At 71.3% G+C, this 23,857-nt stretch carries 22 protein-coding genes; 12 read left to right on the forward strand and 10 right to left on the reverse strand.

All coding sequences use genetic code 11. From position 1 onward, the window contains the following. Positions 1 to 181: 181 nt before the first annotated feature. From ACFVWW_RS12255 to ACFVWW_RS12265, 3 genes are all read right to left on the reverse strand, one after another. Entirely contained in the window at positions 182 to 1,834 is a 1,653-nt protein-coding gene (locus tag ACFVWW_RS12255; protein WP_384182212.1) for a phospho-sugar mutase, read from the reverse strand. Between the two features lie 111 nt (positions 1,835 to 1,945). Beyond that, complete coding sequence (locus ACFVWW_RS12260; protein ID WP_384182462.1) at positions 1,946 to 2,782, reverse strand: purine-nucleoside phosphorylase; 837 nt, start codon at positions 2,780 to 2,782, stop codon at positions 1,946 to 1,948. A gap of 106 nt (positions 2,783 to 2,888) precedes the next feature. Further along, entirely contained in the window at positions 2,889 to 3,326 is a 438-nt protein-coding gene (locus ACFVWW_RS12265; protein WP_319684561.1) for a gamma-glutamylcyclotransferase, read from the reverse strand. A 201-nt stretch (positions 3,327 to 3,527) separates the two neighbouring features. Here ACFVWW_RS12265 and ACFVWW_RS12270 point away from each other — a divergent pair, with 201 nt between their 5' ends. Together ACFVWW_RS12270 and ACFVWW_RS12275 are read left to right on the forward strand one after the other, a co-directional pair. Beyond that, positions 3,528 to 4,967: an NAD(P)H-quinone dehydrogenase gene (locus tag ACFVWW_RS12270; RefSeq protein WP_384182209.1), complete on the forward strand. Its 1,440-nt coding sequence runs from the start codon at positions 3,528 to 3,530 to the stop codon at positions 4,965 to 4,967. Between the two features lie 123 nt (positions 4,968 to 5,090). After that, positions 5,091 to 6,053 carry a DeoR/GlpR family DNA-binding transcription regulator gene (locus tag ACFVWW_RS12275; protein WP_386879495.1) on the forward strand — a complete coding sequence of 321 codons (963 nt, stop codon included), beginning with the start codon at positions 5,091 to 5,093 and terminating at the stop codon, positions 6,051 to 6,053. Positions 6,054 to 6,114: 61 nt separating this feature from the next. On the opposite strand, the gene ACFVWW_RS12280 is transcribed toward ACFVWW_RS12275, so the two are convergent. Together ACFVWW_RS12280 and ACFVWW_RS12285 are read right to left on the reverse strand one after the other, a co-directional pair. Continuing rightward, a complete protein-coding gene (locus ACFVWW_RS12280; protein ID WP_384182203.1) occupies positions 6,115 to 6,705 on the reverse strand; it encodes a TetR/AcrR family transcriptional regulator in 591 nt (196 codons plus the stop codon). Between the two features lie 113 nt (positions 6,706 to 6,818). Next, positions 6,819 to 8,573 (reverse strand): acetyl/propionyl/methylcrotonyl-CoA carboxylase subunit alpha, encoded by a 1,755-nt coding sequence (locus ACFVWW_RS12285; RefSeq protein WP_384182200.1) that lies wholly within the window; start codon positions 8,571 to 8,573, stop codon positions 6,819 to 6,821. A 348-nt stretch (positions 8,574 to 8,921) separates the two neighbouring features. Here ACFVWW_RS12285 and ACFVWW_RS12290 point away from each other — a divergent pair, with 348 nt between their 5' ends. Next, complete coding sequence (locus tag ACFVWW_RS12290; protein ID WP_384182197.1) at positions 8,922 to 9,365, forward strand: hypothetical protein; 444 nt, start codon at positions 8,922 to 8,924, stop codon at positions 9,363 to 9,365. A 28-nt stretch (positions 9,366 to 9,393) separates the two neighbouring features. Here ACFVWW_RS12290 and ACFVWW_RS12295 read toward each other — a convergent pair whose 3' ends face one another. The 4 genes from ACFVWW_RS12295 to ACFVWW_RS12310 all read right to left on the reverse strand — a co-directional run bounded on the left by ACFVWW_RS12295 (position 9,394) and on the right by ACFVWW_RS12310 (position 12,112). After that, positions 9,394 to 10,008: a Maf family protein gene (locus ACFVWW_RS12295; RefSeq protein WP_386879494.1), complete on the reverse strand. Its 615-nt coding sequence runs from the start codon at positions 10,006 to 10,008 to the stop codon at positions 9,394 to 9,396. Between the two features lie 41 nt (positions 10,009 to 10,049). Then, complete coding sequence (gene mmpB, locus ACFVWW_RS12300) at positions 10,050 to 10,178, reverse strand: morphogenic membrane protein MmpB (protein WP_384182191.1); 129 nt, start codon at positions 10,176 to 10,178, stop codon at positions 10,050 to 10,052. 75 nt (positions 10,179 to 10,253) lie between these two features. Continuing rightward, a complete protein-coding gene (locus tag ACFVWW_RS12305) occupies positions 10,254 to 10,460 on the reverse strand; it encodes an acyl-CoA carboxylase epsilon subunit (protein ID WP_384182188.1) in 207 nt (68 codons plus the stop codon). A 35-nt stretch (positions 10,461 to 10,495) separates the two neighbouring features. After that, on the reverse strand, positions 10,496 to 12,112 hold the full coding sequence (locus ACFVWW_RS12310; protein WP_386879493.1) for an acyl-CoA carboxylase subunit beta: 1,617 nt from the start codon (positions 12,110 to 12,112) through the stop codon (positions 10,496 to 10,498). 140 nt (positions 12,113 to 12,252) lie between these two features. On the opposite strand from ACFVWW_RS12310, the gene ACFVWW_RS12315 reads away from it, so the two are divergent. From ACFVWW_RS12315 to hutH, 5 genes are all read left to right on the forward strand, one after another. Beyond that, positions 12,253 to 13,110 (forward strand): biotin--[acetyl-CoA-carboxylase] ligase, encoded by an 858-nt coding sequence (locus tag ACFVWW_RS12315; protein ID WP_386879492.1) that lies wholly within the window; start codon positions 12,253 to 12,255, stop codon positions 13,108 to 13,110. A gap of 625 nt (positions 13,111 to 13,735) precedes the next feature. Then, entirely contained in the window at positions 13,736 to 14,887 is a 1,152-nt protein-coding gene (locus ACFVWW_RS12320) for an adenylate/guanylate cyclase domain-containing protein (protein ID WP_384182179.1), read from the forward strand. Positions 14,888 to 14,930: 43 nt separating this feature from the next. Next, positions 14,931 to 15,740 carry an enoyl-CoA hydratase/isomerase family protein gene (locus tag ACFVWW_RS12325; RefSeq protein WP_386878489.1) on the forward strand — a complete coding sequence of 270 codons (810 nt, stop codon included), beginning with the start codon at positions 14,931 to 14,933 and terminating at the stop codon, positions 15,738 to 15,740. A gap of 50 nt (positions 15,741 to 15,790) precedes the next feature. After that, positions 15,791 to 16,930 (forward strand): diguanylate cyclase domain-containing protein, encoded by a 1,140-nt coding sequence (locus tag ACFVWW_RS12330; RefSeq protein WP_384337689.1) that lies wholly within the window; start codon positions 15,791 to 15,793, stop codon positions 16,928 to 16,930. Between the two features lie 582 nt (positions 16,931 to 17,512). Continuing rightward, positions 17,513 to 19,060 carry a histidine ammonia-lyase gene (hutH, locus tag ACFVWW_RS12335; RefSeq protein WP_386878488.1) on the forward strand — a complete coding sequence of 516 codons (1,548 nt, stop codon included), beginning with the start codon at positions 17,513 to 17,515 and terminating at the stop codon, positions 19,058 to 19,060. Between the two features lie 75 nt (positions 19,061 to 19,135). Here hutH and ACFVWW_RS12340 read toward each other — a convergent pair whose 3' ends face one another. Next, on the reverse strand, positions 19,136 to 19,426 hold the full coding sequence (locus tag ACFVWW_RS12340) for a hypothetical protein (RefSeq protein ID WP_384337801.1): 291 nt from the start codon (positions 19,424 to 19,426) through the stop codon (positions 19,136 to 19,138). A gap of 109 nt (positions 19,427 to 19,535) precedes the next feature. On the opposite strand from ACFVWW_RS12340, the gene ACFVWW_RS12345 reads away from it, so the two are divergent. The 4 genes from ACFVWW_RS12345 to ACFVWW_RS12360 all read left to right on the forward strand — a co-directional run bounded on the left by ACFVWW_RS12345 (position 19,536) and on the right by ACFVWW_RS12360 (position 23,793). Beyond that, complete coding sequence (locus ACFVWW_RS12345) at positions 19,536 to 19,925, forward strand: hypothetical protein (RefSeq protein WP_384180888.1); 390 nt, start codon at positions 19,536 to 19,538, stop codon at positions 19,923 to 19,925. A 164-nt stretch (positions 19,926 to 20,089) separates the two neighbouring features. Further along, entirely contained in the window at positions 20,090 to 21,361 is a 1,272-nt protein-coding gene (locus ACFVWW_RS12350) for an Ig-like domain-containing protein (protein WP_384181183.1), read from the forward strand. 218 nt (positions 21,362 to 21,579) lie between these two features. Beyond that, the gene (locus ACFVWW_RS12355) at positions 21,580 to 23,052 is read left to right on the forward strand and encodes an ABC transporter permease (RefSeq protein WP_386878487.1); all 1,473 of its coding nucleotides are present in this window, start codon (positions 21,580 to 21,582) and stop codon (positions 23,050 to 23,052) included. 57 nt (positions 23,053 to 23,109) lie between these two features. Then, positions 23,110 to 23,793 carry an ABC transporter ATP-binding protein gene (locus ACFVWW_RS12360; RefSeq protein ID WP_384180892.1) on the forward strand — a complete coding sequence of 228 codons (684 nt, stop codon included), beginning with the start codon at positions 23,110 to 23,112 and terminating at the stop codon, positions 23,791 to 23,793. Positions 23,794 to 23,857 lie beyond the last annotated feature (64 nt).

A 23,857-nucleotide genomic window follows, 5' to 3' on the forward strand; every position in this document is an offset into this window, starting at 1 on the left:
CAAACCCGCACCCGGGATCCGGTCCGCACGCGCCGTAAATCATGCAGTCCAGGACACCACCCCTGCCCGGCACCCGGCGACAACCCGCACCCGAACACCGGCCCCCGCCCAAGACCACCCGTACCCGGCCAACCGCCGGACGGCGAAACGCCGGACGGCGGCCCCGGCCAAGACAACGGGTTCAGATGCCCGCCGCGACCGACAAGTCTCGCTTCAGTGCCGCCAGTACCTCCGTGCCGGCCGCGCGCGCCGTGGACAGGGCCGTCGCGTCCGCCACCGGGATCACGACCTCCAGGTAGCACTTGAGCTTGGGCTCCGTGCCGCTCGGGCGGACGATGACGCGGGCGCCGTACGCGCCCTCCAGGCGGTAGCGCAGGCCGTCCGTCGGCGGGAGGGCGTCCGTGCCCCGCGTCAGGTCCTCCGCGGAGGTGACGGTCAGACCGGCCAGCACCGTCGGCGGGTGCGCGCGCAGCCGGTGCATCGCGTCCGCGATCAGCGACAGGTCCTTGACGCGGACCGAGAGCTGGTCCGTGGCGTGCAGGCCGTGGGTGACGGCGAGATCGTCGAGGAGGTCGGTGAGCGTACGGTCGTGCGCCTTCAGCTCCGAGGCCAGTTCGGCGACGAGCAGCGCGGCCGTGATGCCGTCCTTGTCGCGTACGCCGTCCGGGTCGACGCAGTAGCCGAGCGCCTCCTCGTACCCGTACCGCAGACCCTCGACGCGGGCGATCCACTTGAAGCCGGTCAGCGTCTCCTCGTAGCCCAGCTCCGCCGCCTCGGCGATCCGGCCCAGCAGCGAGGACGAGACGATCGACTCGGCGAAGGTGCCCGTCGCGCCCTTGTGGACGAGGTGGGCGGCGAGCAGCGCGCCGACCTCGTCGCCGCGCAGCATCCGCCAGCCGCCGTCGGCCGCGTCGTCGGGGACGGCCACCGCGCAGCGGTCGGCGTCCGGGTCGTTGGCGATGATGAGGTCGGGCTGGACGCGCCGGGCCGTGGCGAAGGCGAGATCCATCGCGCCCGGCTCCTCCGGGTTGGGGAACGCGACCGTCGGGAAGGCCGGATCGGGCTCAGCCTGCTCCGCCACCAGGACGGGCGCGGGGAAGCCGGCCCGTGCGAAGGCCGCGGTGAGGGTTTCCGTGCCGACGCCGTGCAGGGCGGTGTGGACGACCCGCGCGGTCCGCGGCGTACCGGGTGTCAGGACGGTGTCCGTACGCTCCAGATAGGCGGCCAGGACCTCGTCCCCGAGGATCTCCCAGCCGTCGTCGGGGCGCTCCACGGTCTTCAGCGGGCCGATCGCGTCGATCGCGGCCGCGATCTCGCCGTCGGCGGGCGGCACGATCTGCGAGCCGCCGCCGAGATAGACCTTGTAGCCGTTGTCCCGGGGCGGGTTGTGGCTGGCGGTGACCTCGACGCCGGCGACGGCGCCCAGATGCCGGATGGCGAAGGCCAGTACGGGCGTGGGCAGGGGCCGTGGCAGCACGGCGGCGCGCAGTCCCGCGCCGGTCATCACGGCCGCGGTGTCCCGGGCGAAGTCCGCGGACTTGTAGCGGGCGTCGTATCCGATGACGACCAGGCCGTCGCCGTCGCCCTGGGCCTTCAGATACGCGGCGAGACCCGCCGCCGCCCGGATGACCACGGCGCGGTTCATCCGCATGGGGCCGGGGCCCAGCTCCCCGCGCAGTCCGGCCGTGCCGAACTGCAGCGTGCCGGAGAACATCTCGGCGAGGGTGCCGGGATCCCCGGCATCGATGATCTTGCCGAGTTCTTCGCGGGTGTCGCTGTCGGGGTCCTCGGCCAGCCAGGCCTTGGCTCGCGCGACGATGTCCTGCTGCTGCACGGTGGGGGGCACCTCCTCGCGCCGATGCCGGCGCCGCTCGGGATTGCTCGATCAGTGGTTGCCGCGGTACCGGGTCAGGGTGGAGTGCCCGGGCCTGATGTCATTCCCGGCTCAGATGCGCTCAAGCACCTGAGCCAGCAGGGCACCCATCTGCGTCGCCGAGTCGCGGCCGGCCTGGAGGACCTCCTCGTGGTTGAGGGGTTCGCCCGACAGGCCCGCGGCGAGGTTGGTGACCAGCGAGATGCCGAGCACCTCGGCGCCGGCCTCGCGGGCCGCGATGGCTTCCAGGACCGTGGACATGCCGACCAGGTCGCCGCCCATGACGCGGACCATGTTGATCTCGGCCGGGGTCTCGTAGTGCGGGCCGGGGAACTGGACGTACACGCCCTCTTCGAGGGCCGGGTCGATCTCCTTGCACAGCGCGCGCAGCCGCGGCGAGTACAGGTCCGTCAGGTCCACGAAGTTCGCGCCCACGATCGGGGAGACGGCCGTCAGATTGATGTGGTCGCTGATCAGCACGGGCTGGCCGGGGCGCATGCCCTGGCGCAGTCCGCCGCAGCCGTTGGTCAGGACGATGGTCTTGCAGCCGGCGGCGACCGCGGTACGTACGCCGTGGGCGACGGCGGCGACGCCGCGGCCCTCGTAATAGTGCGTACGGCCCAGGAAGACCAGCGCGCGCTTTTCGGCGATCTTGTACGAGCGGATCCGGCCGCCGTGGCCGGGCACGGCGGCCGGCGGGAACCCGGGGAGCTCGGTCACCGCGAACTCCGCCTCGGGGGCACCGAGGGCGTCGACGGCGGGAGCCCACCCTGAGCCCATCACAATAGCGACGTCGTGGGACTCGGAGCCGGTGAGCTCGCGCAGGCGAGCCGCGGCGGCGTCGGCGGCGGCAAGGGGGTCGGCGGATCCGTCGGCGTTGGCCGGGATAACAGATGCGTTCACGCGGATGAGGGTAGCCGGTAATGCCCTACGCGCGTAGATGATGTGCATACACGCTTGACATCGTTGTGCTGTCGTTTCCGACGAAACGCCCGGTCCGAGGGGCGGGTGCGGCTCAGCAGGGGCGCTTGCGCAGTTCCATCACATAGTCGTGCGGGGCGCCGGCCGATTCCGCCGCGTCGGCCAGCTCGCCCAGGTAGCGGGCGGAGGGCAGACCGCCCTCGTAACCGTTCAGGACATACATCCAGGCCGGCTCCTCGCCGTCCAGGGTGTGCACCCGGACGCGCATCCGGCGGTAGATGTCGAGCCCGACGCCTTCCCAGCGGTCCATGGAGTCCTCGTCCATCGGAGCGATGTCGTACAGCGCGACGAAGACCTGCGAGCGCGGGGCCTCCACGACCGTGGCCAGCGCGCCCTCCCAGCCCATCTGCTCTCCGCCGAAGGTGAGCCGCCAGCCGTTGAGCCAGCCGGTGCCGCGCAACGGGGAGTGCGGGGCGCGGCGGGTCATCAGCCGCGCGTCGAGGTTGCCGGCGTACGCGGCGTAGAGCGACATGAGGTCGAGGGTACGGGAGGTGCGGGCGTGGCCGCCGGTGCACCGGCCCGTACCTACGGCTTCCCTCGGGGAGGGCCCCGGGGCGAAGCTGCTTGAAGCGTGCGGGACAATGGAGTACGTACTGCATCCCCCGGGGGACACCCCGGAACCCCGGCCGGGGTGGCAGACGGGCCGGGTTGACAACGCGAGGCGGACTTTTTCGTGACCCGGATCGTGATCATCGGTGGCGGACCCGGCGGCTACGAGGCTGCCCTGGTGGGCGCCCAGCTCGGCGCGGAGGTGACCGTCGTCGACTGCGACGGCCTCGGCGGCGCGTCGGTGCTCACCGACTGCGTGCCGTCGAAGACCCTCATCGCGACGGCCGAGGTGATGACCACCTTCGACTCCTCGTACGAGGAGCTGGGCATCATCGTCGCCGACGACACCCCGCCCCTCGAACAGGCGGCCCGCGTCGTCGGTGTCGATCTGGGCAAGGTCAACCGACGGGTGAAGCGGCTCGCCCTCGCCCAGTCCCACGACATCACCGCCTCCGTCACCCGGGCCGGCGCCCGCGTCATGCGCGGCCGCGCCCGGCTCCACGGGCAGCAGGCCATGGACGGCTCCCGCCAGGTGATCGTGACCACGGCGGACGGCAGCGAGGAGTCGCTCACCGCCGACGCCGTACTGATCGCCACCGGCGCGCACCCGCGCGAGATCCCGGACGCGCTGCCGGACGGCGAGCGCATCCTCAACTGGACCCAGGTGTACGACCTCACCGAGCTCCCCGAGGAGCTGATCGTGGTCGGCTCCGGTGTCACCGGTGCCGAGTTCGCCGGCGCGTACCAGGCACTGGGCTCGCGGGTCACGCTCGTCTCCTCGCGTGACCGGGTGCTGCCCGGCGAGGACCCGGACGCCGCCGCCGTGCTGGAGGACGTCTTCCGGCGCCGCGGCATGAACGTGATGTCGCGCTCCCGCGCCGAGGCCGCCAAGCGGGTGGACGACCGGGTCGAGGTCACCCTCTCCGACGGCCGGGTCATCACCGGTACGCACTGTCTGATGGCGGTCGGCGCGATCCCGAACACCGCGGGCATGGGCCTGGAGGAGGCCGGCGTCCTGGTCAAGGACTCGGGCCACATCAAGACCGACCGGGTCTCCCGTACCTCCGCGCCCGGCGTCTACGCCGCGGGCGACGTCACCGGGATCTTCGCGCTCGCCTCGGTCGCGGCCATGCAGGGCCGGATCGCGATGTACCACTTCCTGGGCGACGCGGTGGCGCCGCTCAATCTCAAGACCGTCTCGTCGAACGTCTTCACCGACCCGGAGATCGCCACCGTCGGCTTCAGCCAGGCGGATGTCGACGGCGGCAAGATCGACGCCCGCGTCGTCAAGCTGCCGCTGCTGCGTAACCCGCGCGCCAAGATGCAGGGCATCAGGGACGGCTTCGTCAAGATCTTCGCCCGTCCGGGTACCGGCATCGTGGTCGGCGGAGTGGTCGTCGCGCCGCGCGCGAGTGAGCTGATCCATCCGATCTCGCTCGCGGTCGACAACAATCTGACGGTCGAGCAGATCGCCAACGCCTTTACGGTGTACCCGTCCCTGTCGGGCTCGATCGCCGAGGTGGCACGGCAGTTGCACACCCGCAAGACGGCCGACGAGAGCTGACCAACCGGCCCGGATGACCGGTGAGATCGTTCTATACCACTTGGGACGCTCGTCTGTGTACAACTTCTGTTATTCGGCGCAAACTGCTGAAAGCAGACGGTCGTTGGGGTTACTGTCAGTTTCGTGTTCGCTGCAGAACGTCGCCAATTGATCCTCGAAATGGTGCGCGCCAACGGGGCCGTGTCGCTCCGTGAGCTCGCCCGCGTCGTCCAGACCTCCGAAGTGACCGTACGGCGGGACGTGCGGGCGCTGGAGGCAGAAGGACTCCTCGACCGCCGGCACGGCGGTGCGGTACTGCCGGGCGGATTCACGCGAGAATCCGGCTTTCCGCAAAAGTCCCATCTCGCAACGGCGGAGAAGACGGCCATCGCCGACCTCGCCGCGAGCTTCGTCGAAGAGGGCGATGCCGTGGTCGTCGGCGCCGGTACGACCACGCAGGAGCTGGCCCGCCGGCTCGCGCGGATCCCCGGGCTGACCGTCGTCACCAACTCGCTGCTGGTCGCACAGGCGCTGGCGCACGCCAACCGGGTCGAAGTCGTCATGACGGGCGGCACGCTGCGTGGCTCGAACTACGCGCTGGTCGGCAGCGGGGCCGAGCAGTCCCTCCAGGGGCTGCGGGTCACCCGTGCGTTCCTCTCCGGGAGCGGGCTCACGGCCGAGCGTGGGCTGTCCACGTCCAACATGCTCTCGGCGAGCGTCGACCGGGCGCTGGTGCAGGCCGCGGCGGAGGTCGTGGTGCTGGCCGACCACACCAAGCTCGGCACCGACACGATGTTCCAGACGGTGCCGACGGACCTGATCAGCCGGCTGGTCACCGACGAGCCGCCCGCGCACGACGACCGTGCGGCGACCGAGCTTCAGGCGCTCGCGGACCAAGGGGTGCAGATCGCGGTGGCGGGCGCGGCGGCCGGTTCCGGCGGCGACGCCGTTCCGCCCGGGCGCCAGGCCCGCCGGGATGTCCCGCTCCCGGGACAGCGCCGTACGCACGCGGCGGGTCCGGGGCCGACGCTGCGGAGCGCGGGGACACCGCTCGCCCCGCAGGAGCCGGGCGAGCGGGCGCGCGTGGCGGACCTGCGTCGCCGCTGACCGCGCCGCGGGCGGCTGCGGGGGGCTCAGGCCAAGGAGGGAGCTCGGCCGACGGGGGAGCTCAGGCCGACGGGGCTCGGAGGCCCGTCAGGGTCAGCGTCAGGAGGCGGTCGGCCAACTGCGGGTCGTCCGGTGTCTGTTCCGCGGCCAGGGCAATGGCGTTCGTGAGCTGCATCAGGTCGTCGATGGAGACGTCCGGCCGTACGTTGCCCGCCCGCTGCGCGCGTACGAGCAGCCGCTCGCCCGCCTCACGCATCGGCACGCTGCACTGCGACAGCGCCGAACTCGCGTCGTGCGAGGCCGACATGAGCGCCCGCGAGAGCCCGCGGTACTCACCCGCATGGGTGATGATGGCGCGCAGCCACTCCACCAGCGCGCCGCAAGGCCGGTCCGCCCCCGCGAGCTCGTGTGACCGCTCCAGCAGGGATGTGAGCGCCTCCTGGAAGACCGCGTTCATCAGCGCGTGCCGGTTGGGGAAGTGCCGGTAGAGCGTGCCGATGCCCACGCCCGCGCGCCGCGCCACGTCCTCCAGCGAGGCGTCCGTGCCGTGCTCCGCGAAGCTGATGCGGGCCTCGGTGAGCAGCCGCTCATAGTTGCGGCGTGCGTCGGCGCGCATGGGCCGCGGCGGTGCCTGTGCCGTACTCCTCGCCATGGCGCGGTCCCTTCTGTCTCCACCCGTGGCGTCAAGGATGCCATCGCGCGGCACGGCCGAGGCCCCGCCCGGATCAGACCGGGCGGGGCCTCGACGTACGGACGGCAGGGGTGTCAGTCCTTGATCTCGCAGATGGTGGCGCCGGAGGTGACGGACTCGCCGACGGCGGCGGCCAGGCCCTTGACGGTGCCGGAGCGGTGCGCGTTCAGCGGCTGTTCCATCTTCATGGCTTCCAGGACGACGACCAGATCGCCTTCCTTGACCTCCTGGCCCTCCTCGACGGCGACCTTGACGATCGTGCCCTGCATCGGGGAGGCGAGGGTGTCGCCGGAGGCCGCGGAGGCGGACTTCTTGGCGGCGCGGCGCTTGGGCTTGGCGCCGGCGGCGAGGCCGGTGCGGGCCAGCGACATGCCCAGGCTGATCGGCAGGGAGACCTCGAGGCGCTTGCCGCCGACCTCGACCACCACCGTCTCGCGGCCCGGCTCGTCGTCCGTGTCCACGTCGGTGGGGACGGCGAAGGCCGGGATGTCGTTGACGAACTCGGTCTCGATCCAGCGGGTGTGGATCTGGAACGGGTCGCTGGTGAACGCCGGGTCGGCAACCACCTTGCGGTGGAAGGGGATCGCGGTGGCCATGCCCTCGACGTCGAACTCCGCCAGCGCGCGGGCCGCGCGCTGCAGCGCCTGCTCGCGGGTCGCGCCGGTGACGATCAGCTTGGCGAGCAGGGAGTCCCACGCGGGGCCGATGACCGAGCCGGACTCGACGCCCGCGTCCAGCCGGACGCCGGGGCCGCTGGGCGGCGCGAAGGTGGTGACCGTACCGGGGGCGGGCAGGAAGCCGCGGCCCGGGTCCTCGCCGTTGATACGGAACTCGAAGGAGTGCCCGCGCACGGCCGGGTCGTCGTAGCCGAGCTGCTCGCCGTCGGCGATCCGGAACATCTCACGGACCAGGTCGAGGCCGGTGACCTCTTCGGTGACCGGGTGTTCCACCTGAAGGCGGGTGTTGACCTCCAGGAAGGAGATCGTGCCGTCCGTGCCGACGAGGAACTCGACGGTGCCGGCGCCGACGTAGCCGGCCTCCTTGAGGATCGCCTTCGACGCCGCGTACAGCTCGGCGTTCTGCGCCTCGGAGAGGAACGGCGCGGGGGCCTCCTCGACCAGCTTCTGGTGGCGGCGCTGGAGCGAGCAGTCACGCGTCGATACGACGACGACATTGCCGTGCGAGTCGGCCAGGCACTGGGTCTCCACGTGCCGGGGCCTGTCGAGGTAGCGCTCGACGAAGCACTCACCGCGGCCGAAGGCGGCCACGGCCTCGCGGACGGCGGAGTCGTAGAGCTCGGGGATCTCCTCCATCGTGCGGGCGACCTTGAGGCCGCGGCCGCCACCGCCGAAGGCGGCCTTGATGGCGATCGGCAGGCCGTGCTCCTGAGCGAACGTCACCACCTCGTCCGAGCCGGAGACCGGGTCGGGGGTGCCGGCGACGAGCGGGGCGCCGGCGCGCTGGGCGATATGGCGGGCGGCGACCTTGTCGCCCAGGTCGCGGATGGCCTGCGGGGGCGGGCCGATCCAGGTCAGGTCCGCGTCCAGGACGGCCTGGGCGAAGTCGGCGTTCTCCGAGAGGAAGCCGTATCCGGGATGGATGGCGTCCGCACCCGAATCCTTCGCGGCCTGAAGCACCTTGGCCATGTCCAGATAGCTGGCAGCCGGGGTGTCACCGCCCAGAGCGAATGCCTCGTCGGCCGCGCGGACATGCAGGGCATCCCGGTCCGGGTCGGCGTAGACGGCTACGCTCGCGATCCCGGCATCCCGGCAGGCACGGGCAACGCGGACAGCGATTTCGCCACGGTTGGCGATGAGCACCTTGCGCACGATGGCTCCCTCCTTGAGACAAGCTGAGTTTAGGGACTGCCGACACGCCCGCTCGACCCGTCCCGAGTGGTGAGCTTGCCCACACAGAGAGTGATCCGAGGCTCGCTCAGGTCGCGAAATCCCTTGTGACACCACGGTACGCCGGGATCCCCCGTCGCACAGTAGCGGTCGGATGTGGTCCAGCTCTCTGTCCGAGTGCCCCTCGGCCGATCGTGTTTCTTTGTCGAGTCCCTACGAATGGCCCAATGATTCTTTGCCCCTGCCCGGGCTCTTGTCCGCCGGTTTACCGATTAGTAGCGTGCGCGATGTCGTCTGTACTACCGGTAACAGGGGAAGAGGGTGGGTGCCGTGGCGCGCAGACCGGTGGCCTGGTTGGCCGCGATCGTGCTGCTGGTGGAAGGGCTGGGCATCGTCCTTGTCAACGGCGTGCTGGCCACGGTCGTGGACAATCAGCGGATGTCCCTGGCCGGGCTCGACCCTGATGCCATGTCGATCGGCACGTGGGTGATGGGCGGCGTCTTCGGTGTCTACCTCGCGCTGTGCGCGGGGATTCTGGTGCGTACGGCCGTCAAGGACCGCGCCCCGGGCCGCTTCGGCAGGATCGTGCTGATCGCCTGCGCGGTCGTGCACGGGGTGCTGGGCGCGGTGACGGTGGGCCTGGTGGGCTGGTCGGCCTTCGCGTTCATGATGGTAGTGGTGGGGCTGATCGTGCTGGTGCTGCTGGCGTACGGAAGCGAGCCGCAGCGCCGGGACACGGAGCCGGCGCCCGCGAACGGCCCGGCCGCCGCCTGAGCCCAACCATCCTGCGCGCAGGGCAGGTTCAGACCCACAGATCGGTGATCGCGACCCCCTGCTCGGCGAGCAGCCGGCGCAGCAGGGGCAGCGAGAGGCCGATGACATTGCCGTGATTGCCGTCGATCGACTCGACGAAGGGCGCGGAGCGGCCGTCCAGGGTGAAGGCGCCCGCGACATGGAGGGGTTCGCCGGACGCGACATAGGCGGCGATCTCGGCGTCCGTCGGGCTCCCGAAGGTGACCGTGGTCGAGGCGGTCTCGGAGGCGCGCTGGCCGGTCGCGGTGTCGATCACGCAGTGGCCCGTCCGCAGAATGCCCGCGCGGCCGCTCATCGACTTCCAGCGGGCGGTGGCCTCCTCGGCGTCGGCGGGCTTGCCGAACGCCTCGCCGTCGAGTTCGAGGACGGAGTCGCAGCCGACGACCAGAGCGCCGGCCGCGTCGGGCCGGCCGGCCACCGCGACGGCCTTGGCCTCGGCGAGAACACGCGCCAGTTCGGCGGGGGTCGGGGCGGACAGCGCGTCCTCGTCGACGCCGCTGACGATCACCTCGGGGGCGAGCCCGGCCTGCCGGAGCAGTCCGAGGCGGGCGGGGGAGGCGGAGGCGAGGACGAGCCGGCGGCGCTGATCAGTCATGCGGGACATCGTAGGTCGCGGGGTGGAGGCGGGGCCCCGGGTGGTTCCTCTCAGCGCAGGCCGAGCACGATCATCGCCAGAAAAACCGCGAGGGCGAGCAGGACGCCGGCGCGACGCATCATCGACTGCGTCTCGCGCAGTTCCTCGGGCGGTTCGTTCTCGGGCTCGGACCACAGCATGCAACCGATCCTCCGGCCGACGCGCCCGGAGCGCCTGAGTACCTGTACTCAGGCGCCGCGGCACGCACCAGGTCGTTATCCGGGCCAGTACGTACGCGCCCACGCCCGTGGCCCCGGGCGAGGGGTTCGATGCCGGGCGATCCGGGTGGGGGCCGACCACTCGGGGGGAGGCTCGGCCGCGCCCGACGGCGAGTTGGCCACCGCCGCCGCGCGGGCCTGGACCACCGCCAGTGCGGCGGCCAGTTCCTCCCGGGTCGGGTTTCCTCGTACGACCTTGATCATCGCCAGGTCCCTTCCTAGAAGCTGGGAACTACGGGCTAGAGAGGGATGTTGCCGTGCTTCTTGGGAGGCAGGCTCTCCCGCTTCGTACGCAGCTGGCGCAGGCCCTTCACGATGTGCCCCCGGGTGTCCGACGGCATGATCACCGCGTCGACGTAGCCGCGCTCCGCCGCCACATACGGGTTGAGCAGCGCGTCCTCGTACTCCTGGATCAGCGCGGCACGCGCCGCCTCCTGCGCCGCCTCGTCCCCGGCGGCGGCGATCGTACGGCGGTGCAGGATGTTCACCGCGCCCTGCGCGCCCATCACCGCGATCTGCGCGGTCGGCCACGCCACATTGAGGTCGGCGCCCAGGTGCTTGGAGCCCATGACGTCGTACGCGCCGCCGAAGGCCTTGCGGGTGATCACCGTGATCAGCGGGACGGTGGCCTCGGCGTACGCGTAGATCAGCTTCGCGCCGCGCCGGATGATGCCGCCGTACTCCTGGTCGACGCCCGGCAGGAAGCCCGGGACGTCCACGAACGTCAGCACCGGGACATTGAAGGCGTCGCACGTACGGACGAAACGCGCGGCCTTCTCCGAGGCGTTGATGTCCAGACAGCCCGCGAACTGCATCGGCTGGTTGGCGACGACACCGACCGGAAAGCCCTCGACCCGGCCGAAGCCGGTGATGATGTTGGGCGCGAACAGCGCCTGCGTCTCCAGGAATTCACCGTCGTCCAGCACATGCTCGATCGCCGTGTGCATGTCGTACGGCTGGTTCGCGGAGTCCGGGATCAGGGTGTCCAGCTCGCGGTCCTCGTCCGTCGGCTCCAGCAGGGCCTCCTCGGGGAAGGCGGGCGGCTCGGAGAGATTGTTCGACGGCAGGTACGACAGCAGGGACTTGACGTACTCGATGGCGTCCTTCTCGTCACCCGCCATGTGGTGCGCGACGCCCGAGGTGGTGTTGTGGGTACGCGCGCCGCCCAGCTCCTCGAAGCCCACGTCCTCGCCGGTCACCGTCTTGATGACGTCAGGGCCCGTGATGAACATGTGCGAGGTCTGGTCGACCATCACCGTGAAGTCGGTGATCGCCGGGGAGTAGACCGCGCCGCCCGCGCACGGGCCGACGATCAGGCTGATCTGCGGCACGACACCCGAGGCGTGCACATTGCGGCGGAAGATCTCGGCGAAGAGACCGAGGGCGGCCACGCCCTCCTGGATACGGGCGCCACCGCCGTCGTTGATGCCGACGATCGGGCAGCCCGTCTTGAGCGCGAAGTCCATGACCTTGACGATCTTCTCGCCGTAGACCTCGCCCAGCGAGCCGCCGAAGATCGTGAAGTCCTGGGAGTAGACGCAGACCGGGCGGCCGTCGACCGTGCCGTAACCGGTGACGACCCCGTCTCCGTACGGGCGGTTCTTCTCGATGCCGAAATTGGTGGAGCGGTGCCGGGCGAACTCGTCCAGCTCGACGAAGGACCCCTCGTCGAGCAGCAGGTCGATCCGCTCCCTGGCGGTCAGCTTGCCCTTCGCGTGCTGCTTCTCCACGGCGCGCGCGGACCCCGCGTGCGTGGCTTCCTCGATACGGCGCCGGAGATCCGCGATCTTGCCCGCGGTGGTGTGGCTGGCTTCGGCGCCGTGGGCGGTTCCGTGGGCGATTTCCGGCTCGGACATCGGGATGCGGCTCCCTGCGGGGTCACGGATGCGGGTTCAGGTGCGGGCTGGGACGTGAGGGGCGGTTGCTACTGATCCGTAGGGTATCGGCGCGGATACCGTTCGGCAGTGCGGTGTTTGCCACACCTAGGGTGGCTTGCATGACGGAGCCGAATGACCCTTCAAGCCGCTGGTCCGACCTCGAACGCCCCCCGCTGAACGTGCGCGCGCTGCGCCACGGGCTGATCCGGCCCGGCGGTCTGTGGACCTCGCTCGACGTGGTCACCGCCACCGGATCCACCAATTCCGATCTGGCGGCCCGGGCCGCGGCCGGAGTGGCCGAGGGCGCGGTGCTGGTCGCCGAGGAGCAGACGGCGGGGCGCGGACGGCTGGACCGGCGGTGGTCGGCGCCGGCGCGCTCGGGGCTCTTCTTCTCCGTACTGCTGCGGCCGGGGGCCGACGTGCCGGTGCACCGCCTCGGCTGGCTGCCGCTGCTGACCGGGGTGGCCGTCGCGACGGGGCTGGCGCGGGCGGCCGGCGTGGACACGTCCCTCAAATGGCCCAACGACCTGCTGGTGACCGTGGACGGTGAGGAGCGCAAGGCGGGCGGGATCCTCGCGGAGCGCGCGGGGGACGACGCGGTCGTCGTCGGCATCGGCCTGAACGTGTCCCTCCGGACCCCGGAGCTGCCGGTCCCGACGGCGGGCTCACTGGTGCTGGCGGACGCGGTGTCCCTGGACCGCGACACGCTGCTGCGGGCGGTGCTGCGGTCGCTGGAGCGGTGGTACGGGGAGTGGCGGGCGGCGGGGGGCGACCCGGGGGCGTCCGGGCTGCAGGAGGCGTACGCGGCGGGCTGCGCGACGCTGGGGCGCGTGGTGCGGGCGGAGCTGCCGGGGGACCGGGAGCTGGTGGGCGAGGCGGTGGCGATCGACGGGGACGGCCGTCTGGTGCTGAGGACGCCGGACGGCGAGAGGCACGGGGTGGGCGCGGGCGACATCGTGCACGTGCGGGGCGCGTAACGCCGTCCGGCGGGGGTGCGGTGGTCTTGGCCGGGGGCCGGTGTTCGGGTGCGGGTTGTCGCCGGGTGCGGTTCGCCGTCCGGCGGGGGTGCGGCTCGTCTTGGGCGGAGGCCGGTGTCCGTGTGCGGGTTGTCGCCGGGTGCCGGGTAGGGGTGGTGTCCTGGACTGCATGATTTACGGCGCGTGCGGACCGGATCCCGGGTGCGGGTTTGTCGAGCGCCACAAATCACGCTTTACGTCCTGGACACCACCCCTACCCGTCCCCCTTCACCTCCCGCACAGACCCCCGGGCCCCAGGCCCACGAGCCGCTTGGCGCGGGCCCACCGGCGGGAGGGGGTCGGGGGTGCAGGAGGTGCGTGTCCGGACGTAGAGCGTGATTTGTGGCGCGCGACGGCCCGCACCGTTCAACCGGTCCGCAGGGCGCCGTAAATCATGCAGTCCGGACACGCGCCTCCGGAACCCCCGGCACCCGCACCACGACGTACGGCCCGCACCCCCCGCCGGAAGGCGAAGCGCGCATACGCTGGTGGGTGGGACGTGAGCCAGGGCACATCTGCCGTATCGTTGAGGCGATCCACGACAGATCGGCAGGGCAGTGCGCAGGGAACGGGCAGGAGGCGGCTGGTGACCGTCGACGATTCGACTTCCGGCGAGGACGCGCAGCCGCCGTCGGACTCCTCCGGTTACCCGACCCCGCACCACGTCGTCGACCACACGGTAGAGCCGACCGACGACCCGCTCGCCATCCGCCTCGAACAGCTGATCCTCGGTGCGGAGCGCCGCTACACGCCCTTCCAGGCGGCCCGTACCGCCGGCGTCTCGATGGAGCTCGCCTCCCGCTTCTGGCGGGCCATGGGCTTCGCCGACATCGGCCAGGCCAAGGCCCTCACGGAGGCGGACGTCCTCGCGCTGCGGCGGCTGGCCGGTCTGGTGGAGGCCGGGCTGCTCAGTGAGCCGATGGCCGTGCAGGTCGCCCGGTCGACCGGGCAGACCACGGCCCGGTTGGCGGAGTGGCAGATCGACTCGTTCCTGGAGGGGCTGACCGAGCCGCCCGAGCCGGGAATGACCCGTACCGAAGTCACGTACCCCCTGGTGGAGCTGCTCCTGCCCGAGCTGGAGGAGTTCATCGTCTACGTCTGGCGGCGCCAGCTCGCCGCCGCGACCGGCCGTGTCGTGCAGGCCGCCGACGACGAGGAGATGGTCGACCGGCGGCTGGCCGTCGGCTTCGCCGACCTCGTCGGGTTCACCCGGCTGACCCGCCGGCTGGAGGAGGAGGAGCTCGGCGAGCTGGTCGAGTCGTTCGAGACGACCTGCGCCGACCTGGTCGCCGCTCACGGCGGCCGGCTGATCAAGACGCTCGGTGACGAAGTCCTGTTCGCGGCGGACGACGCCGGTACGGCCGCGGAGATAGCGCTGCGTCTCATAGAGACGATGACCCATGACGAGTCGATGCCGGCGCTGCGCGTCGGCATCGCCTTCGGCACGGTCACCACGCGGATGGGCGACGTGTTCGGTACGACGGTGAACCTCGCGAGCCGGCTCACGTCTATAGCCCCGAAGGACACGGTCCTGGTCGACGGCGCGTTCGCGGAGGACCTGATCCGTTCGGGCGAGGCCCCGGCCTCCGAGGCCCAGGCGTCGGAGGCAGCCGCGAAGGCGGAGAAGGAGGGCGAGGCGCCGCCCTCGTACCGCTTCGGGCTCCAGCCGATGTGGCAGCGGCCGGTGCGTGGTCTGGGCGTCGTGGAGCCATGGCTTCTGGCCCGCCGTACGACTTAGGATCGGCTCCCGGTGAACCATCGTTAACCGGGAGGGTGTGGTCATGGCCGAGGCCGAAGAGACTGAGCAGCGGTTCGGGGAGTTCGTTGTCGTACGGCGGCACGGTTTTGTCGCGGAGCTGGTCCTCGACCGCCCCAAGGCCATGAACGCCGTGTCCACGGAAATGGCCCGGTCCCTCGGGGCCGCGTGCGCGGCACTCGGCGCCGATCAGGGCGTACGGGTCACCGTGCTGACCTCCACCCATGCGCGGGCCTTCTGCGTCGGCGCGGACCTCAAGGAGCGGAACTCCTTCAGCGACGCCGAGCTGGTACGGCAGCGGCCGACCGCGCGGGGCGCGTACACCGGCGTACTGGAACTGCCGATGCCGACCATCGCCGCGGTGCACGGCTTCGCGCTGGGCGGCGGCTTCGAACTCGCGCTCGCCTGCGATCTGATCGTCGCCGACAGCACGGCGGTCGTCGGACTGCCGGAGGTGTCGGTCGGCGTGATCCCCGGCGGCGGCGGTACGCAGCTGCTGCCGCGCCGGGTCGGCGCCGCGCGCGCCGCCGAGCTGGTCTTCACCGCGCGGCGGGTGGCGGCCGCCGAGGCGCGGGAGCTGGGTCTCGTCGACCAGCTGGTGGACGAGGGCGCCGACCGGGAGGAGGCCCTCGCCCTGGCGGACCGTATCGCCGCGAACTCGCCCGTCGGCCTGCGGGCCGCCAAGCGCGCGCTGCGGCTCGGCCACGGACTCGACCTGCGCGCCGGTCTCGAGGTCGAGGACGCGGCCTGGCGCTCCGTCGCTTTCTCCGGCGACCGGGCCGAAGGTGTGGCCGCCTTCAACGAGAAGCGGAAGCCGGAGTGGCCCGGCGAGTAAACGCGGCATGATCGTGATCAAACCATCCCAATCCGCCCTAAGCTGGGGCAATGGGAGTGGATGGTCGACTGCGATCCGTGGTGGCACTGGCGCAGGCGATGGCGTCGGCCCACACACCACGTGATTCCTGGCGGGCCGCGGCGCAGGGCGCGTGCGAGGCGCTCGCGGGGAGCTTCGCGGCGCTGTCGGTGTGGGAGCGGGACGTCGGACGGCTCAAAGTGCTCGTGAACGCGGGGGAGCGGGCCGAAGGGGAGGACGAGTTCCCCGAGGACGAGGCGTACCCCGTCCACCAGTTCCCCGAGATCGCGGAGTTCCTCCATGAGCGGTGGGCGGGGGGCGGCGGCCCGAACGCCTGGGTCGAGACGGCGGCGGGCCCCGCCTCCGGGGATCCCGGCTACTGCCAGCAGCGCGTCGCCGCGCTGCGCCGGCGCGGCCGCGGCTGCTGCGTCGTCGCCCCGATCGTGCTGCACGGCCGGGCCTGGGGCGAGCTGTATGTGGCCCGGCGCCGGGGGGCGCCGGTCTTCGGCGCGGACGACGCGGACTTCGCGACCGTCGTCGCGTCCGTGGTGGCGTCCGGGATCGCCCAGACCGAGCGGCTCGAAGAGGTACGCCGCCTCGCCTTCACCGACCCGCTGACCGGGCTCGCGAACCGGCGCGCGGTCGATATGCGGCTCGACGAGGCGGTGGGGCGGCATCGGGAGGACGGGGCCGTCGTCAGCCTCGTCGTCTGCGATCTGAACGGCCTCAAGCGGGTCAACGACACGCATGGGCACGCGGTGGGTGACCGGCTGCTGGAACGGTTCGGCTCGGTGCTCTCGGTGTGCGGCGCGCGGCTTCCCGGCGCACTCGCGGCGCGGCTGGGCGGGGACGAGTTCTGTCTGCTGACGCTCGGGCCGACGGCGGACGAGGTGATCGCGGTGGCGGGCGAACTGTGCACGCGGGCGGCGGAGCTGGACCTGGGGGAGGGGGTGGCGTGCGGGATCGCCTCGACGGGGGATCCGATCGGGGAGGTCAGGTCGGCGCGGCGGCTGTTCCGGCTGGCGGACGCGGCCCAGTACCGGGCGAAGGCGGCGCGTTCACGGGAGCCGGTGGTGGCGGGGCGGGACGGCGCGGTGCTGCGGCTGGCGGACTCCCCGCCCCCCAGAACGGGCGACCGCCGACGCTTCCGCGACGCGCCCCCGTCGACGTGAGGCCGGCGGGCGGTGCGGGTCGCCGTCCGGCGGGGGGTGCGGGTCGCCTCCGGCGGGGGTGCGGGCTGTTCGTCGTGGTGCGGGTGCCGGGGGTTCCGGAGGCGCGTGTCCGGACTGCATGATTTACGGCGCCGTGCGGGTGCGTTGTCGGGTGACGGCTGATCGTGCGCCACAAATCACGCTTTACGTCCGGACACGCACCTCCTGCACCCCCGACCCCCTCCCGCCGGTGGGCCCGCGCCAGGCGGGTCGTGGGCTTGGGGCCGGGGGGTCTGTGCGGGTGGTGGAGGGGGACGGGTAGGGGTGGTGTCCAGGACGTAGAGCGTGATTTGTGGCGCTCGACAACCGGTCACGTGACTTCCGGTCCGCACGCGCCGTAAATCATGCAGTCCAGGACACCACCCCTACCCGGCCCCCGGCGACAACCCGCACCCGGACAACCGGCCCCCGCCGAAAACAACCCGCACCCCGCCGGACGGCGACCCGCAGCCGAAGACCGGCCCCCGCCCAAGACAACCCGCACCCCCGCCGGACGGCGACCCGGTAGTGACAGGTTGAGATTCAATCCGTACGCTCCTGAATATGGATATGCACACTGTCGTGGTGGGGACGTCCGGGACGACCGCCGAGGACGTCATCGCCGTGGCCCGCCGCCGCGCCCGGGTCGAGCTTTCCGCCGAGGCCGTCGCCGCGCTCGCCGCCTCGCGGGAGGTCGTGGAGGCGCTGGCCGCCAAGCCCGAGCCCGTGTACGGCGTCTCCACCGGGTTCGGCGCACTCGCGACCCGGCACATCGGCCAGGACCTCCGGGCCCAGCTGCAGCGCAACATCGTGCGGTCGCACGCCGCCGGCATGGGCCCGCACGTCGAGCGGGACGTCGTCCGCGCGCTGATGTTCCTGCGGCTCAAGACCGTCGCCTCCGGGCGCACCGGCGTACGCCCGCAGGTCGCGCAGACCATGGCCGACGTGCTGAACGCCGGGATCACGCCGGTCGTGCACGAGTTCGGCTCGCTCGGCTGCTCGGGCGACCTCGCGCCGCTCTCGCACTGCGCGCTGACTCTCATGGGCGAGGGCGACGCCGAGGGCCCCGACGGCGTCGTGCGGCCCGCCGGTGAGCTTCTCGCCGCGCACGGCATCGCCCCCGTCGAGCTGCGCGAGAAGGAGGGCCTCGCGCTGCTCAACGGCACCGACGGCATGCTCGGCATGCTGGTCATGGCCCTCGCCGACCTGCACCGCCTCTACACCTCCGCCGACATCACCGCCGCGCTGAGCCTGGAGGCCCTGCTCGGCACCGCCAAGGTCCTCGCGCCCGAGCTGCACGCGATCCGCCCGCACCCCGGCCAGGGCGCCAGCGCCGACAACATGCTGCGGGTGCTCGCCGGGTCCGGTCTCACCGGCCACTACCAGGAGGACGCCGCTCCCCGCGTCCAGGACGCGTACTCCGTACGCTGCGCCCCGCAGGTCGCCGGCGCGGGCCGGGACACGCTCGCGTACGCCAGGATCGTCGCCGACCGCGAGCTGGCCTCCGCCGTCGACAACCCCGTGGTCCTGCCCGACGGCCGCGTGGAGTCCAACGGCAACTTCCACGGCGCCCCCGTGGCGTACGTCCTGGACTTCCTGGCCATCGCCGCCGCCGACCTCGGCTCCATCGCGGAGCGCCGTACGGACCGGCTCCTCGACAAGAACCGGTCGCACGGGCTGCCGCCCTTCCTCGCCGACGACGCCGGTGTCGACTCGGGCCTGATGATCGCCCAGTACACCCAGGCCGCTCTGGTCAGCGAGATGAAGCGGCTGGCCGTGCCGGCCTCCGTCGACTCGATCCCGTCCTCCGCGATGCAGGAGGACCATGTCTCCATGGGCTGGTCGGCCGCGCGCAAGCTCAGGACGGCCGTCGACAACCTGACCCGCATCATCGCGGTGGAGCTGTACGCGGCGACGCGCGCGATCGAGCTGCGGGCCGGTCTGACGCCCGCGCCCGCCTCGCGGGCCGCCATCGACGCGCTGCGCGCCGCGGGCGTCCAGGGCCCGGGCCCCGACCGCTTCCTCGCCCCCGACCTGGCGGCGGCGGACGCGTTCGTACGCGCGGGCGGTCTGGTCGCGGCGGTGGAGCCGGTGACGGGACCGCTGGCCTGATGCGTACGGGAACGTGCGGAAGGGGCCGTCCGGCGTGCCGGACGGCCCCTTCCGTAGGGTCGGAGCGTGTGCGGGTCAGAGCGTGTGCGCACCTCTGCGGACCGAGTACGCGACGAATGCCGCGCCGAGCGCGAGGAAGGTGCTTCCGCCGATCAGATACGGCGTGGTGTCCACGCTGCCCGTCTCGGCAAGGGCCGGCTGTGCGCCGTCCGGCCCCTCGGTGGTGAAGCTCTGAGCGGATGCCGCTGGCTGCTGCCCCGGACCGCCCTGCTCGACGGTGGCGTTCGCGGACGGAACGAACCACAGTGCGCAGAGCAGTGTCCCGGCGGCGGTGGCTGTCAGCAGTGGCCGGCGTACGACGGACACGGAATCGATCCCCCTTGTGACGACGCCGAATTGGCTGGGTGGGCTGATGCTAGTGAAAGCAGCGGGTCGCAGGAAAGTCGAGAGGGTCCGGAGCCCTACGCTCCGTCGTATGACCACTTCAGAGACATCACGGTATGTACGGCTACGGGTGGAATTGGTGCTGGAGATCGACGACCCCGGAAAACTGGGCGGCGCGGCCCTCGCGCGCATCGTCGCGGACGAATCCCTGCCGGACGACGAGCGCGCGCTTGCCGAGTCGACGGTGCGGGAAGACGAGGCGGAGGCCCTCGCGTATCTCGTGGAACCGTTCGACCTGGTCAGAGAGGTTCCGGGGGTGGAGCTCGCGCAGGCCTCCTGGACCAGTGAGCAGATCGAGTACGACCCCGACGCGATGGAGTGGGACCTCGATGACGACGACGAGGACGACGCGTACGACGGCGACGAGGACGGCGAGAGCAGCGGTGAGAGCGGTGGTGGGGTCCGCGCTGGTCGGGTATAGCGAGCGAGCGTGACACTCTGGTAAGCCCCGGACCGCCGCAGCCGACGGGCCGGGGCTTACCCACGTGCAGTGGCTAGTGGTATGCACCACATCTTCGGCTGATGTGGAACCGGACGAACCAGTACGGGTGTTCTTAAAGGTTATCGGCAGGGTAATCGGCGATGATGGAGAAGCGTGTGATGACGGACAGCAAGCGGCGCAGGGGCCTCGTGGCCGCGTCCGCACTGCTCGGCGGCGTACTGGTGCTCACGGCTTGTTCGGAGGGCCAGGCCACCGACGGCGGTGGCGCCGACAGCTCGAAGAAACCGTCGTCGCAGGCCCAGGTCGATGAAGCGGCCGCCAAGGAGACCTCCGAGGCCCAGATAGCCATCGCGCCGAAGAACGGCGCGACGAATGTGGGCATCAACAACGACGCCAAGGTCTCGGTCACCAAGGGCAGCCTCACCAGCGTCACCATGACCACCGCGGACGGCACCGCCGTCCAGGGAACCCTGGCCGCCGACGCCAAGAGCTGGCAGCCCGACGGTCAGCTCCAGCGCTCCACCACGTACAAGATCGCCGCGACGGCGAAGGACACCAAGGGCCGCGAGGCCCATGAGAACGGCTCCTTCACCACCGTCTCGCCCACCAACAGCTTCATCGGGAATTTCACCCCCGAGGACGGCTCCACGGTCGGCGTCGGAATGCCGGTCTCGATCAACTTCGACAAGGCGATAACCAACCAGAAGGCCGTGCAGGACGGCATCACGGTCACGTCGAGCAGCGGCCAGCAGGTCGTCGGCCACTGGTTCAGCGGGCAGCGTCTCGACTTCCGTCCCGAGCAGTACTGGCAGGGCGGCTCGACGGTCACCCTCAAGCTGAACCTCGACGGGGTCGAGGGCGCCGGCGGCGTCTTCGGTGTCCAGCAGAAGACGGTCACGTTCAAGATCGGCCGCAACCAGGTCAGCACGGTGGACACCAAGGCCCACACCATGACCGTGGCGCAGGACGGCAAGACGATCAAGACCATCCCGATCTCCGCCGGTTCGCCCGACAACCCGACGTACAACGGTCAGATGGTGATCTCCGAGAAGTTCAAGGAGACCCGGATGAACGGTGCGACGGTCGGCTTCACGGACGACGACGGCAAGGGCGAGTACGACATCAAGGACGTCCCGCACGCCATGCGGCTGTCCACGTCGGGCACCTTCATCCACGGCAGCTACTGGGGCGGCTCGGCCTTCGGCAACACCAACACCAGCCACGGCTGTGTCGGCCTGCAGGACGTGAAGGGCGCGGGCGACCCCAACCAGCCGGCCGCGTGGTTCTACAACAACTCGCTCATCGGTGACGTGGTCGTCGTCAAGAACTCCCCCGACAAGACCATCAAGCCCGACAACGGTCTCAACGGCTGGAACCTGAACTGGGCCGACTGGCAGGCCGGCTCCGCCGTCTGACTCCGGCCCGCCCCACCCGATGTCGATACGGGTGCGGGGAGCGGTAACGGCCGCGGAAGCGGGTTGAGCCGAGCCGATTCGGCTCTCTCCCGCCCCGGCCCGTCCGATGCGTACGCGAACGGCGGCGGCACCCTCACGGTGCCGCCGCCGTTCGCGTTCTCATGCGGCTCTCACCGCAGCCTCAACTCCTCATCACGAGCGGTGCCTAGCTTCACCTCATGTTCTTCACCTACCTCCGGCGCGAGCTGCGCCGTCGCAGAAAGGCGGCGCTCGTCGTCGCCTCTGGGCTCGCCCTGGGCATCGCGCTGGTGATCGTCGTCAGCTCGGTCTCCGCCGGTATGAGCCAAGCGCAGGACAAGGTCCTGCAATCGTTGTACGGCCTCGGCACGGACATGACCGTCACCAAGGCCGCTGCCCCGCCCGGCGAAGGCGACACGACCCGCCGGCCCCGCTTCGAGTTCGACGCCAAGGGCGACGGCGACGCCGAACAGAGCAGTGACCGGGTGCTGGTGCAGGGCTTCCAGACCCTGGCCTCCTCGACCGTCACGAAGGTCGGCGACCAGAGCGGGGTCGCCGCCGCGGTCGGCGGGCTCAGCCTGAACGTGCTGAAGGTCAACGGCGAGTTCAAGCCCGGCGAGTTCACCCCGCCCGAGGGCGGCGCACGGACCGGCCAGGGCGGCGGTACGGGCGGCGGCGGAGGCGAAGTCCGGGGCGGCGGAGCCGCGTTCGACGTCAACTCCTACTCGGTGTACGGCACCGATGTCACCGCGCCCGCGCTCGGCCCGCTGACCTCCTCCAAGATCACCGACGGCCGTACGTTCGAGAGCACCGAGACCGACGCGGCGGTGGCGGTCGTGGACAGCGCGTACGCCAAGGAGAAGAGCCTCGCGGTCGGCAAGACCGTCACCATCTCCGGGACGAAGTTCAGCATCGTCGGGGTCGCCACCGCGGACAGCGGGGACTCCGCCGCCAACCTCTACATCCCGCTGAAGCGGGCCCAGACCCTGGCCGACTCCAAGGACAAGGTCACCACGGTCTACGTCAAGGCCGCCGACTCGCAGCGGATCGACAGCGTCAAGTCCGCCATCCAGAAGAACATCTCGGGCACGACGGTCACCACCTCGGCGGATCTCGCGGACACCGTCTCCGGCTCCCTGTCCACCGCGTCCGACCTCGCCGCGAACGTCGGCAAGTGGCTGTCCATCGCCGTGCTGATCGCCGCCTTCCTGGTGGCCGGCCTGCTCACCTCCTCCGCGGTCAGCCGCCGGGTACGGGAGTTCGGCACCCTCAAGGCGCTCGGCTGGAAGAGCGGCCGGGTCACCCGCCAGGTGGTCGGCGAGGCGCTGGTGAACGGACTGCTCGGCGGCGTACTCGGTATCGCGCTGGGCCTCGGCGGCGCCTATCTGGTCACGGCCATCAGCCCGACCCTCACGGCGCAGCTCGGCTCCACGGGCGGCGGCGGTGGCGGGGGTGGCGGCGGTGGCGGTTTCGCCGGGGCCATGGGAGGCGGCGGGCCGGCGCGGCAGACCGCGTCCAAGGGGCTCGACATCGCCCTCACCGCGCCCGTCTCCCTCACCACCATCGGCATCGCCGTGGCGCTCGCCGTCGCGGGTGGCCTGATCGCGGGCGGCTTCGGCGGCTGGCGCGCCTCCCGGCTGCGCCCCGCGGACGCGCTGCGCCGTGTCGAGTAGGACCGCCGGTCCATCTCGCGCGACCTCACCATCCTTGTGCACAGCAGGAGTTGAACCATGTACCAGCTCAGCGGCGTCACCAAGCGCTATATGCGCGGCAAGAAGACAGTCAACGCGCTCGCCGGGGTCGATCTGACCATCGAGGACGGCGGCAGGCTCGTCATCCAGGGCCCCACCGGCGGCGGAAAGTCCACCCTTCTCCAGATGCTCGGCGGCCTCGACCGGCCGACCGAGGGCAGTATCGAATTCGACGGGGTGGACCTGGCGAAGCTGCCCGAGGCCCGGCTCACCAAGGTCAGGGCCGAGAGCATCGGCTTCGTCTTCCAGAGCTTCAACCTCATCCCCACGCTGACCGCCCAGGAGAACGTCGAGACGGCGCTCGTGCCGCTCGGCCTCAAGGGCGCCGCCCGGCGCGCACGGGCGGCGGAGGCGCTGGACTCGGTCGGTCTCGGCGAGCGGCTCGGCCATGTGCCGGGTGAGCTCTCCGGTGGCCAGCAGCAGCGCGTCGCCATCGCCCGCGCCCTGGTGAAGCAGCCGAAGGTGCTGCTCGCCGATGAACCCACGGGAAACCTCGACGAGTCGATGCGTGACGAGATCATGGAGCTGCTGGAGGGCCTCTGGAAAGAGCACGGCCTGACCTTCATCATGGTCACGCACGACAGCTCGATCGCCCGCCGCGCCCCACGGCTCGCCACGATCCGGAAGGGACGGGTCACGGTCACCGAGAACGCGGCCGCCTGAGGCGCACCGCCGGCACGGGCCGCGCTGCCCGTCACACCTCGGTCGTAAGGGGTGCTTGTGCTCC

Origin of the sequence: Streptomyces sp. NPDC058198, from assembly GCF_042882605.1 — a bacterium.
Taxonomy (GTDB): Bacteria; Actinomycetota; Actinomycetes; order Streptomycetales; family Streptomycetaceae; genus Streptomyces.